We start from the raw sequence: 12422 nt of genomic DNA on the forward strand, positions 1-12422 counted from the left end.
GCGGCGCCCCGGAATGACACAGGTGAACGCCAAGGCCGAGGGGCCTTCGCAGGCCCTTCGCAGATGCAAGGATACGAGCGGCGCGGCGTAAAGAGGCTGCGCCGGCCGGCGTCGGGCGAGAAGTCACCCGACCGACGCCGCCGCCCACGTTGCCCTCCTTACGACCGCCTCAGGCCATCGCCGTCTTGAGGTGCTGGTCGACCTTGTCGAGGAAGCCCGTGGTCGAGAGCCACTTCTGATCGGGACCGACGAGCAGGGCGAGGTCCTTGGTCATGAAGCCGGCCTCGACGGTGTCGACGCAGACGGTCTCCAGGGTGGTGGCGAACTTGGCGAGCGCCGCGTTGTCGTCGAGCTTGGCACGATGGGCGAGGCCACGGCTCCAGGCGAAGATCGACGCGATGGAGTTGGTGGAGGTCTCCTTGCCCTTCTGGTGCTCGCGGTAATGGCGCGTCACCGTGCCGTGCGCGGCCTCGGCCTCGACGGTCCGGCCGTCGGGGGTGAGGAGCACGGAGGTCATCAGGCCGAGCGAGCCGAAGCCCTGCGCCACCGTGTCGGACTGCACGTCGCCGTCGTAGTTCTTGCAGGCCCAGACGTAGCCGCCGGACCATTTCAGGGCAGAAGCCACCATGTCGTCGATCAGGCGATGCTCGTAGGTGATGCCGGCGGCGTCGAACTTCGCCTTGAACTCGTTCTGGAAGACCTCCTCGAACAGGTCCTTGAAGCGCCCGTCATAGGCCTTGAGGATGGTGTTCTTGGTGGACAGATAGACCGGATACTTGCGGTTCAGGCCGTAGTTCATCGAGGCGCGGGCGAAGTCGCGGATCGAGTCGTCGAGATTGTACATCGCCTGGGCGACGCCGGCGCTCGGGAACTTGAAGACCTCCTTCTCGATGACCGTGCCGTCCTCGCCCTCGAACTTGATGGTCAGGCGGCCCTTGCCCGGCACCTTGAAGTCGGTGGCCTTGTACTGGTCGCCGTAGGCGTGGCGGCCGACGACGATGGGCTGCGTCCAGCCCGGCACGAGGCGAGGCACGTTCTTGCAGATGATCGGCTCGCGGAAGATGACGCCGCCGAGGATATTGCGGATGGTGCCGTTGGGCGACTTCCACATCTCCTTCAGGCCGAATTCCTCCACCCGCGCCTCGTCCGGGGTGATGGTGGCGCACTTCACGCCGACGCCGTGACGCTTGATCGCCTCGGCCGCCTGCACGGTGACCTGGTCGTTGGTCGCGTCGCGGTGCTCGACGCCGAGGTCGTAATATTCGAGATTCAGGTCGAGGTAGGGGTGGATCAGCTTGTTCTTGATCTCGCTCCAGATGATCCGGGTCATCTCGTCGCCGTCGAGTTCGACGACCGGGTTCGCAACCTTGATCTTGTCCATTGCGCTTCAAGCCTTCCGCGTAAGATCCGCACCACCCATGCAAGGATTGCCCCACCGGGGATCCACCACCCTCACGAGCCGTCCGGCCGTGGCGGGGTCATAGCGCGGGCGCGGAAGGGGGGGAAGGCGCGCCGACGGATCGATCGCATGACAGCAACGGCAACTTGTCAGCGGACCACGTGAGACGTCGGCATCTGGTCGCGCTCCATAAGCGAACCCGGTCCGCCTCCCGTCCCGATCTTCGGCAACGAAGAGTAAACCAAACAGAAATAATCAAACGCCCGATATCGTCGAATAACGGATGAGTCTTTGAATCCAGGTTCATTGGACGCATCATTTTTTAACGTCGAGGCCGCGTTCATGGGTCGTCACGAACGGCGTCTGCGCCACCCAGAAGCGGTCCCCGCCCCATGAGCACCCTGTCGAAGCGATTCAAGTCGGACCGGCGCGGATCGATCCCGATGATCTTCGCAGCCGCCCTCGTTCCGATCGTGGGACTGATGGGCGGCGCCATCGATTACGGACGCTCCGTCGTCGACAAGGCGCTCCTGGACAATGCCCTGGACGGGGCCGTCATCCTGGCGGCGCGCGCCGCCCAGGATGCGGACGCCAAGGGCATGACCGATGCCCAAATCATCGACTACGCGCAGACCGTCGGCCTGAAGGCGTTCAACGCCACCGCGAAGCTGCCGAACGGCACCGTTCCGGCGCTCGTCGTTTCGATCAGCAACCGGGCCGTCAAGGTCGTCGGCGACTACACGTCCAAGACCGACACGACGATCCTGATGGCGGCGGGATACGACCAGATCAAACTTTCCGGCCACGCGGAATCGGCCGTCGACCTTTCACCGATGGTGGACATCTATCTGCTGATCGACGTCTCGGGGTCGATGGCGCTCGGCGCGACCCAGGCCGACGTCGACAAGCTGAACGCGGCGTTCGGATGCGCCTTCGCCTGTCACGACGGCGCCAAGGTCAAGGGAACGAACTTCGACTCCTACGAATGGGCGGTCCGCAACGGCATCACCCTGCGGACCCAGGAGGTCAACAGGGGCATCACCGACTTCGTGACCTGGCTGAAGACCCAGACCTCCTCTTCCAAGCGCATCCGGATCGCGACCTACACCTTCAGCAACGACCTGGCGAAGCTGGTCAGCACGACGTCCGACCTCAACTTCGCGCTGACCAATCTGCCCCAGGCCCCCAACACCTCCGACGAATACGCGGGTGCCACGCACTTCAAGGAGATCATGCCCGGGTTCGCCGACGAAGTCGGCAAGGCGGGCGACGGGAAGAGCAAACCGAAGAAGCTCGTGATCGTCGCGACCGACGGCGTCCAGGACCCGTCCCGCTCCTGGACGTGGGATACGAAGCTGCGCGCGCAGGTGGCGCCGTTCAGCCCCGCCTCCTGCCGGCTGATCGACCCGTCGGTCTCCGTGAGCGTCCTCTACGCGCCCTACCTGAAGATGAGCTACGACTGGGGCTATCAGGCGACGCTCGGCGCCCCGAGCCAGGTGAACGGCCCCGGAACGCGCTTCGACGACATCGTCCCCCAGTTGACCAAGTGCGCCTCGACGCCGGATCTCTTCGTGAACGCTGCGTCGACGGCGTCGATCGGATCGGCATTCGTGTCGATCTTCCAGAAGTTCACCCAGGTTCGGCTGGCGCGATGAGGACGGCATCGGCGCGGTGGGTGTTCCTGCGCGACGAACGCGGTGCTTCGGCGGTCGAGTTCGCGATGATCTGTCCGATCTTCCTCGCGGTGGTCGGCGCGGCCATTCAGATGATGCTGATGTTCCTGGTGAGCCAGAACCTCGACACGGGGCTGCAATCGACCGTGCGGACTCTCGTGACGGGGCAATTCCAAAGCGAGAACACCGCCATCAAGGACAAGGCGGCGCTGATCGGCAAGCTTCGCCAGCAACTCTGCGCCAACACCGGGGTGGCGGCGGCCGCCTTCTTCAATTGCAACGACGTCGTTCTCGATGTTCAGGTCGTCGATACCTTCGCGGGCGTCACGGCCGCCAACGGGAGTGCGGTCGATGCATCGACGGGCACCTGGCGCGCCGGATTCGGCACCGCCTACACCTGCCCGCAACCGAGCAAGATCGTCGTAGTGCGTGCGGCCCTGAAATACGCCGTCTTCTTCAGCCTGATGAACGCTGGCATCAAGTCGTTCGGTGACGGCAGCGCCCTGATCCAGTCGAACGCCGTTTTCCGGGTCGAGCCCTACCAGTCGGATTCGTCGAGCGCGTGCTGAGAACCGTGATGATGATCCGTCGTCCTCGAGATTCGGGGTCAGCGCGCCCGGAAAAGTCCCGGAGGCCGATCCGGCGCCTGAGGGACTTGGCCACGGACCGGCACGGCGTGGCGATGATCGAATTCGCCCTCGTGCTCCCCGTCCTGCTGGTGCTGCTCCTGGTGGGAGCCGAACTCGTGAACGCGGTCGAGAACCGCCGGAAGGTCGTTCAGCTCGCGCGCACCCTGGCGGACCTGACATCGCTCGGCGACGCGACCAACCCCGTCACCGCCGCGACGATGAGCAACATCTTCGACTCGTCCTCCGTGGTGCTCGCGCCGTTCAGCGCGACGGGCGTCCAGATGAAGGTCAGCGCGGTCGGGATTCCCCTCGTCGGATCGCTGACCAGCGCCTTCGTCTGCTCGAGCGCGGCCCGAAACGCGACGCGGCGTAGTCGCGGCGCCACCGCGGACATCGCGGTTCCGGCGCAGTATCAGTTCAACGGTGCCCGTTGGATCTATGCCGAGGTCACGATGAGCTACCAGCCGATCCTCGGCGCGACGCCGATGGCGCTGCTGCCTGGACTGAGCACGGCCTTCCAGTGGACCGAAACCGTGAGCTGGGCCGTCCGAGGCGGGGCGGCGGTGACGCCGAACACACAGCTCGAAGTCGTGCTCCCGGGCGGCAATGCGTGCCCTGCGACCTTCGCCGGCTGAGCGCGGACCTCGGACAATCCGATCCGGGACTGGACAATGCCGGTCCGATCGGGACTCTGCGCCTCCGATCAGTGACGCACGCGTGTAAGGAACCCCATGAGCGAACGCATCATCCTGCGGGCCGGCGAGGCCCTGGTCGCCGGCGGTCCGCCCAACACGGCGGCCGAGCCCGAGGTCATCATCGGCGAACTGGACGGGCCGGTGGGCACGGCGCTCGCCACCCTCACGGGTGACCAGGTGGTGGGCCACAGCCGGGTCTTCGCGCTCCTCAACACCGACATCATGGTGCGCCCGGTGACGCTCTGCGTCTCGAAGGTGAGCGTCACCGAGTCGAAATACACCTCGATCCTGATGGGCACGGTGCAGTTCGCCATCGCCAACGGCGTGCTCGACGCGGTGCGGGCGGGCTACATCCCCAAGGAAAAGGCCAACGATCTGGGCATCATCTGCTCGGTCTGGCTCAGCCCCGGGGTGATCGAGGCCGAGCGCGTCGATCACAAGGCGCTGTTCGACATCCAGCGCCGGGGCATGACGGAGGCGATCCGCAAGGCCATGACCAACGAGCCCTCGATCGACTGGCTTCTGGAGAACCAGGACAAGGTCACTCACAAGTATTACCAGCTGGGTCTCGACGGGAAGATCTAAAGCAGCCGCGACCCGAGCGCGCGCGGGCCCCTTGGCGCGCCCGCGTGCGCCATGCGAGAGGGCGTGGATGTCCTCCGTCCCCGACGATTCCCACGCGACCATGAGCCAAGCGACGCCCCCGACCCAAGCGATACCCCCCGCCGGCCCCGTCATCATCCTGGTCCAGCCGCAGCTTGCCGAGAACATCGGCATGACGGCGCGCGCCATGGCGAATTTCGGTCTGTCCGAGTTGCGCCTGGTGTCCCCGAAGAACGGCTGGCCGAAGAAGGGGGTGCGCGAGGCCGCCTCCGGCGCCACCCACATCCTCGACGCGGCCAGCGTCCACGACACCCTGGCCGAGGCGATCGCCGATCTGCACTACGTGCTGGCGACGACCGCCCGCGAGCGCGGCCAGATGAAGCGCGTGCTCGCCCCCGACGCGGCCATGCAGGACGTGGTCGCCCGCGAAGGCCAGCGGGTCGGCATCCTGTTCGGGCGCGAGCGCGCGGGCCTCGACAACGACGAGGTCTCGCTGGCCGACGCCATCGTGACCTTCCCGGTCGATCCGCGTTTCTCGTCGCTGAACCTCGCGCAGGGTGTCCTGCTGATGGGCTACGAGTGGCGCCGGGCGGCCGGCCTCTCGGTCCTGCCTTTCACGGGCGAGATGCTGTCGCCGCCCGCCACCCGCGAGGCGATGGCCTCCCTGGTCTCGACCCTGGAGGAGCAGCTCGCCGCCGCCGGCTTCTACCCGCCGGAGAAGCGCGAGATCATCGCCCGCAACATGCGCGACATGCTGCACCGCATGGCCATGACGGAGCAGGACGTGCGCACGATGCGTGGCGCCCTGCGTGCCCTGGCGGCCCATCGGACGCGGGCAGACTGACGGGAAGAACAATCGTCGCGACCTTAACGGCTGAACCATACTTCGCCGTTATTAGCCTGAAGCATGTCGAACCATCGTCTCAGAGCGTTCGGAGGCGAGTTCGCCTCGCCGGCCGAGGAAGCCACCTTCCAGGCGGAGCGGCTGCCCGAGACCCTGCGTCACGCACGCCTCTTCCTGATGTTCACGATCGCCCTGAGCGTGGTCTTCCTGGCCAGCGACCTGCGCTACTTCGGAACCGACCGGTTCGTGCCCGTGCTGTGCGTCCGCGCCCTCATCGTGACCATCGCCGCCCTGGCCATCGTGGGCCTGCGGCGGGTCCGGACGTTCGACGCCCTCCAGGGCATCCTGGTGGCCTGGCAGATGCTCACAGCCCTGGCGGTGGGCTACATGATCACCGCGCGCACCGAGCTCGGGTTGATCGCCGCCCTGATCCTTCCGGCGGCCTGCATGCTGGTGCTGCCCACGCGCTTCGTCTGGACGATGGCGTCCGGATCCTTCACGGCCGCGATCCTGCTCGGATGCTACCTGCTGCCCCTGCCGCTGCCGCAGACGACCATTGGCCTCCTGACCCTGTCGGTGATGACCAACGGGGCGATCATTCTCTTCGTCGTTCGCTCGAACCGGCTGCGGCGCCTGGAGTGGACGGCGACCGATGCGGAACGCCGTGCCTATCGCGACCTCATGGAAAGTCGCCTCCTGTTCGAGACGACGTTCCGGGCGGTACCGGTTCCGATCGTCGTCTCCAGCGTGTCGGACGGACGCATCGTCGGCACCAACGATGCGGGCAGCCGCTTCTTCGCGGTCGGCGCGGGCGACAGCCTCTCGAACTACCGCAACGCCCGCTTCATCTCGAAGGCGCAGCGCGTCGAGATCCAGCGCCTCCTCGACGCCGAGGGCACGATCCGCGACCACGAGACCTGCATCGTCGACTTGGGCGGACAGCGTCACGACGTCCTGCTGTCGATCGAGCCGGTGCAGGTGAAGGGTGCGCCCTGCCTCATCTCGAGCCTCGTCGACATCACCAGCCGCAAGGCGATCGAGGAGCAGGTCCGCACGGCCGCCCATCATGACGTGCTCACCGGTTTGCCGAACCGGGCCCTGTTCCACACCACCCTGGACGCCAGCCTCGCCCGCGCGCACGCCGAGGGCGGAGGGGTCGGCCTGATCCTCCTCGACCTCGATGCCTTCAAGGAGATCAACGACACGCTCGGACACGATTCCGGCGACGCCCTCCTGATGGAGGTGGCCCGTCGGCTGCGTAGCGTCGTCGAGCCCCGGGACCTCGTCGCGCGCCTCGGGGGGGACGAATTCGTCATCATCTGCGCCGAGGGGGCACAGTGCGTTCACGGGATCGCCGCGCGCATCCTCGAAGCCCTGCGGCCGCCGATGGCGATTCGCGGGCGGATGGTGGCGGCCCGCGCCAGCCTCGGGCTGGCGCTCTACCCGGAACACGCGGGCAACCCCGCCGACCTGTTCACCAATGCCGACCTCGCGCTCTACGCCGCCAAGGCGTCCGGCCGAAACTGCGCGACCCTGTTCATGCCGACCCTTCGCGCCGATATCGAGGAGCGGGTGGCGGTGACCCGCGAGATGCGCGCCGCCCTGGAGGCGGGAAACGGGCTGGTGGCGTTCTACCAGCCGAAGGTCGATCTCGCCTCGGGCGCCGTGATCGGGTTCGAGGCCCTGGCCCGCTGGCAGCACCCGACCCGCGGCCTGCTCGCGCCGGCCTCCTTCTCGACGGTGTTCGACGATCCGGAGATCGGGATCGCGGTGGGTACAGCCCTGCGCCGCCAGATCTGCGCCGACATCGTTCGCTGGATCGGCCTCGGGCTCGATCCCGGACGCGTCTTCATCAACCTGTCCTCCGCCCAGTTCGCACAGGGCGACCTGGCCGAGAGCCTTCTGGACGACGTGGCGCAGAGCGGCGTGCCACGCGGGCGGATCGGCGTCGAGGTCACCGAGACCGTCCTCCTGGCGGGTCACGGCGACCGGGTGAACGCCGTGCTCCACACCCTCCACGCGGCCGGCATCCGGGTGGCCCTCGACGATTTCGGCACCGGCTACGCCTCGCTGACCCACCTGAAGCAGTTCCCCGTCGACGAGATCAAGATCGACCGAAGCTTCATCCGCGACCTGGAACGCGACGCCAACGACGCCGCCATCGTCACTGCCGTGCTCCAACTCGGCCGGAGCCTGGGCCTGGACGTCACCGCCGAGGGCGTCGAGACCCTGGAGCAGGCCACCTTCCTCGGCCGGGAGGGCTGCACGAACGTGCAGGGCTACCTCTACGGCAAGCCCATGCCGGCAGACCGCGTCCCCTGGTTCTTGCGCAACCGGCCCGACCTCCTCGGCGGCGAGGACGAAGCGATGCCGGAGCGCCGCCTCGCTTGAGGCGCGGTGCCCTCCCCACGTCCGCTCGAGACCGCGATCCCTGATCCACGAGCGGGCAGGGCGGTTGCGGCACGCCCGATCGTTTCGAACGAATCAGGAGGCATTCCGTCAGCCCTGACGCATCCCCCGGGCGGTGAGGGCCGGCATGCCAGCTGCCCGGTATGCCGGATGCCCAGTTGGAACCCGAACAGCGGACACCGCTCCTTCCCCCACAAACCGAGGCGCGAGGAAACGCCTCGGTCGGCGGCGTGTCCTGGACGTATGAGGCGAGTCCGATTCCGAAGGACCACTCGTCGCGCTCGTTCGACGAGGGGGTCACCTGGACGTTCTCCCGCCTCAAGCCGGGCTTTGCCGCGAGCCTCTCGGCGATGGCTGCGTGGATACGTTTCTTGGTCGCCATATCGCGCCAGGTCCCGGCGACGATCCGTATGATCGCGATGTGGCGGTCCGCTGGACGCCGAGATCGTGCGCTTCGTGGATTAGATCGTCCGGCTCGTGCTGATCGATGAGCTGAAACCGATCCCCCGGTGGTACGCCGTAGGCATCGATCAGCGCCTGGTGAACGCCGTCCGCGATGGCCCGGATACAGGCTCAGGACCTGTCGGCGAGGAGCGAGATGCGAACGAGGGGCATCGGCGACCGATCCTGATCGGCAGACGAGGGACGGGCCTGGAGGCCCGGCGTTCCTCTAGAACGGAGCGATCATCGCGCCAGTGGTGCCGCGAGCGGGCGGGATGGCCGCTAAGCCACCCACGCCTGCGCCGACCGCGCTCAGCCGAGCTGCGCCAGGGCCTGTTCGACGTCGGCGATGAGATCCTCGGCATTCTCCAGGCCGATCGACAGCCGCACCGTCTCGGGACCGACCTTGGCGATGGCCTTGTCGGCGAGGCTGAGCTGGCGGTGGGTGGTGGTGGCCGGATGGATCGCCAGGGACTTGATCTCGCCGATGTTCACGAGGTGCGAGATCAGCTTCAGGCTCATGATGAACTTGACCGCCGCCGCCTCGCCGCCCTTGAGCGCCACGGTGAAGATCGAACCCGGGCCCTGCGGCACGTAGCGGGCGGCCATGGCCTCGCCCTCCTGGCCGGGGAGGGCGGGGTAGCTCACCCAGGCCACCGCCGGGTGGTCCTTGAGCACGCGCGCCACGGCTTTCGCGTTCGCACAGTGCCGCTCCATCCGCAGGGGCAGGGTCTCGATGCCGGTGAGCGTCAGGAAGGCGTTCATCGGCGACAGGCCGGGGCCGAGCTCGCGCATGCCGAAGACACGGCAGGCCGCCGCGAAGGCGAAGTCCGGAAACCGCTCGGTGAGCACGAGTCCGTCGTAATCGGCCCAGGGCTCGCTCATGAGATTATAGCGGCCGGGGATCGCGGCCCAGTCGAACCGGCCCGCATCGCAGATCACGCCGCCGATGGTCTGGCCCGAGCCTCCGAGAAACTTCGAGGTCGAGTGGATGACGATGTCGGCACCGTGCTCGATCGGCCGGATCAGGGCCGGGGAGGCCAGCGTGCTGTCGACGACGAGGGGCAGACCGTGCCGGCGGGCCACCGCGGCGATGCCGGCCAGATCCATCACGGTGGCGCAAGGGTTGACGATCGACTCGCAGATGATCGCCCGCGTTTCCGGGGTGATCGCGGCCTCGAAATCCGCCGGGGTCAGGCCCTTGGTGAACTGGGGCTTGAGGTCGTAGCGGCCGTCGAGGCGGTTCATCAGGCCGAGCGAGCCGCCGAACAGCCGCGAGGAGGCGACGTAGGCGTCGCCGCTCTTCATGAGGGTCATCAGCACCATGAGCACGGCCGACTGGCCCGAGGCCACCGCCACGGCGGCCTTGGCGCCTTCCAGCGCGGCGACGCGGCGCTCGAGGGCCGCCACCGTCGGGTTCGACCCCCGCGAGTAGGAGAACCCGGTCCGCCGCATGGCGAAGATGTCGGCCGCCTGCTGGGTGTCCTCGAAGACGAAGCCGTTGGTGAAGTAGATTGGCTGGATCCGGGCGCCGGTGGCGGGGTCGGGCGCGGCGCCGGCATGGATCGCCTGGGTCGCGAAGCGATGGGTCTGGGTCTCGGTGGCCATCGGGGCCTCCCGTCTGTGAAGGTCGCGTGAGCGGTCAGGCGGCGCGGCGGGCGAAGGCGCGCAAGGTCCGGACCAGGGTCGAGGGCTCGTAGGGCTTCGGGATGAAGCGCGCCCCGTCGGGCATGTCGTTCGGCCCGGGCGTGCCCATGCCGGAGACGACGAGGACCGGGATGCCCGGCCAGCGATGGGCGACGAGGCGGGCCAGCGCGAAGCCGTCCATGGAGCCGCGCGGCATGTCGACGTCGGTCATCAGCACGCCGACGTCGTCGCGGCTTTCCAGCACCGAGAGGGCGTTGTCGGCGTGGCTCGCTTCCACCACCTCGAAGCCGGCATCCACGAGGGTGTCGGCGGCTTCCATCAGGAGCAGACCGTCATCTTCGACGAGGAGCACGACGGGGAGGTCTGTCGGTTCGTGGCTCTCTGGCGGGTTCTGCGTCATCGGCGGCCGGACGATCTCGCGACAGGGGTGAGACGGGGGCCTAGGCCCCGCCGAAGGTGTCGTCAATAACGGCCGGAGTCGCGCATTCGTTTCGCCAGGGCCGGGCGCCGGCGGGGCAGGGGCGGCGCGCAGGCCACCGCCAGGGCCACCAGGAGGGCCAGGACGCCGCAGAGCGCGAGGATTTCGTTGACCTGTTCCAACCCGCTCATGGCCGACATCGCACCCTCCGGTGACCGCCCCGCGAGCCTCGCCCCGGCTTGGTAAAGGAAGCGTTAACACGCGCGCCTCAGGCCTTCAGCGCGGCGTCGAGATCCTCGATCAGATCCTGTGGATCCTCGAGGCCGACGGAGAGGCGCACCACCTCCGGCCCGGCCCCGGCGGCGATGCGCTGCGGGTCGGTGAGCTGGCGGTGGGTGGTGGAGGCCGGGTGGATGATCAGCGAGCGGGTGTCGCCGATATTGGCCAGGTGCGAGAACAGGGTCAGGTTCGAGACGAGCTTGACGCCGGCCTCGTAGCCGCCCTTGAGGCCGAGGGTGAACACCGCGCCGGCGCCGTTGGGCGTGTAGCGCCGGGCGAGCTGATGATAGCGGTCGGTCTCCAGGCCCGGGTAGCTGACCCAGGCCACGGCCGGGTGGCTCTGCAGGAAGCGCGCCACCGCCAGCGCGTTGTCGCAGTGGCGCTGCATGCGCAGCGGCAGGGTCTCGATGCCCGACAGGAGCAGGAAGGCGTTGAACGGCGAGAGCGCCGGCCCGAGATCGCGCAGGCCCAGCACCCGCACCGCGATGGCCAGCGCGAAGTTGCCGAAGGTCTCGCCGATGACGAGGCCGGCATATTCGGGACGCGGCGCCGACAGCATGGGGAAGCGCGCGTCCCCCGCCCACGGGAAGGTACCGCCGTCCACCACGAGGCCGCCGATGGAGTTGCCGTGGCCGCCGAGGAACTTGGTGGCCGAGTGCACCACGATGTCGGCCCCGTGCTCGAAGGGGCGGATCAGGTAGGGGCTCGCCATCGTGTTGTCGACGATGAGCGGAATGTTGTGGCGCTTGGCGATCTCCGAGAGCGCCGCGATGTCGGTGATGACGCCGCCGGGATTGGCGATGGATTCGCAGAAGATCGCCTTGGTGCGCGGCGTGATCGCGGCCTCGAAGGAGGCCGGGTCGTCGGTCTTGGCCCAGACCACGTTCCAGCCGAAGTTCTTGTAGGAGTGGTTGAACTGGTTGATCGAGCCCCCGTAGAGCCGGTCGGCGGCGATGAACTCGTCGCCCGGCTGCATCAGGGCGTGCATCACCAGGAACTCGGCGGCGTGGCCCGAGGCTACGGCCACCGCGGCGGTGCCGCCCTCGAGTGCTGCGACGCGCTCCTCCAGCACCGCGTTGGTCGGGTTGGTGATGCGCGAGTAGATGTTGCCGAAGGCCTGGAGCCCGAACAGCGCGGCGGCGTGCTCGGCATCGTCGAACACGAACGAGGCGGTCTGGTAGATCGGGGTCGCGCGCGCGCCCGTGGTCGGATCGGGCGCCGCGCCGGCATGGATGGCCCGCGTGTTGAAGCCGGGCAGACGATCGGTCATCGGAAAAATCCTCCCGGGCCGGCGGGCCCGCAACGCGCGTCTTCTACGCCCGGACCGGGGACGGCGGAAGAGGACGCAATTCGTTGAAACGAACGTGAGTTCTTTATGACGGACG

The 12422-nt window shown here is 67.8% G+C and carries 11 protein-coding genes and 2 pseudogenes; 6 read left to right on the forward strand and 7 right to left on the reverse strand.

Annotated features, from left to right (window positions below):
* Positions 1–169: 169 nt before the first annotated feature.
* Positions 170–1381, reverse strand: a complete 1212-nt coding sequence (locus tag K2X24_RS17280) for an NADP-dependent isocitrate dehydrogenase (RefSeq protein WP_292499565.1) — start codon at positions 1379–1381, stop codon at positions 170–172.
* A 410-nt stretch (positions 1382–1791) separates the two neighbouring features.
* On the opposite strand from K2X24_RS17280, the gene K2X24_RS17285 reads away from it, so the two are divergent.
* From K2X24_RS17285 to K2X24_RS17310, 6 genes are all read left to right on the forward strand, one after another.
* Complete coding sequence (locus tag K2X24_RS17285) at positions 1792–3054, forward strand: pilus assembly protein TadG-related protein (RefSeq protein WP_292499566.1); 1263 nt, start codon at positions 1792–1794, stop codon at positions 3052–3054.
* Positions 2946–3641: a TadE/TadG family type IV pilus assembly protein gene (locus K2X24_RS17290; RefSeq protein WP_292499567.1), complete on the forward strand. Its 696-nt coding sequence runs from the start codon at positions 2946–2948 to the stop codon at positions 3639–3641. Before K2X24_RS17285 ends, K2X24_RS17290 begins: the two co-directional genes overlap by 109 nt.
* A gap of 113 nt (positions 3642–3754) precedes the next feature.
* The gene (locus K2X24_RS17295) at positions 3755–4336 is read left to right on the forward strand and encodes a TadE/TadG family type IV pilus assembly protein (protein WP_292499574.1); all 582 of its coding nucleotides are present in this window, start codon (positions 3755–3757) and stop codon (positions 4334–4336) included.
* A 96-nt stretch (positions 4337–4432) separates the two neighbouring features.
* The gene (locus K2X24_RS17300) at positions 4433–4981 is read left to right on the forward strand and encodes a formaldehyde-activating enzyme (protein ID WP_292499568.1); all 549 of its coding nucleotides are present in this window, start codon (positions 4433–4435) and stop codon (positions 4979–4981) included.
* Between the two features lie 100 nt (positions 4982–5081).
* Positions 5082–5843, forward strand: coding sequence for an RNA methyltransferase (locus tag K2X24_RS17305; RefSeq protein WP_292499575.1), 762 nt, complete (start codon positions 5082–5084; stop codon positions 5841–5843).
* Between the two features lie 63 nt (positions 5844–5906).
* Positions 5907–8234, forward strand: coding sequence for an EAL domain-containing protein (locus K2X24_RS17310; protein ID WP_292499569.1), 2328 nt, complete (start codon positions 5907–5909; stop codon positions 8232–8234).
* A 337-nt stretch (positions 8235–8571) separates the two neighbouring features.
* Here K2X24_RS17310 and K2X24_RS17315 read toward each other — a convergent pair.
* The 6 genes and pseudogenes from K2X24_RS17315 to K2X24_RS17335 all read right to left on the reverse strand — a co-directional run.
* Positions 8572–8634, reverse strand: a pseudogene (locus K2X24_RS17315) (hypothetical protein); the annotation flags it as partial.
* 125 nt (positions 8635–8759) lie between these two features.
* Positions 8760–8819 (reverse strand): annotated as a pseudogene (locus K2X24_RS24405) (tautomerase family protein); the annotation flags it as partial.
* Between the two features lie 186 nt (positions 8820–9005).
* Positions 9006–10301 (reverse strand): aminotransferase class I/II-fold pyridoxal phosphate-dependent enzyme, encoded by a 1296-nt coding sequence (locus tag K2X24_RS17320; RefSeq protein WP_292499570.1) that lies wholly within the window; start codon positions 10299–10301, stop codon positions 9006–9008.
* 34 nt (positions 10302–10335) lie between these two features.
* Positions 10336–10740, reverse strand: coding sequence for a response regulator (locus K2X24_RS17325; protein ID WP_292499571.1), 405 nt, complete (start codon positions 10738–10740; stop codon positions 10336–10338).
* A gap of 62 nt (positions 10741–10802) precedes the next feature.
* Entirely contained in the window at positions 10803–10949 is a 147-nt protein-coding gene (locus K2X24_RS17330; RefSeq protein WP_292499572.1) for a hypothetical protein, read from the reverse strand.
* Between the two features lie 77 nt (positions 10950–11026).
* A complete protein-coding gene (locus tag K2X24_RS17335; RefSeq protein ID WP_292499573.1) occupies positions 11027–12307 on the reverse strand; it encodes an O-acetylhomoserine aminocarboxypropyltransferase in 1281 nt (426 codons plus the stop codon).
* Positions 12308–12422 lie beyond the last annotated feature (115 nt).

It is taken from the genome of Methylobacterium sp., assembly GCF_019750675.1.
Lineage (GTDB): Bacteria > Pseudomonadota > Alphaproteobacteria > Rhizobiales > Beijerinckiaceae > Methylobacterium.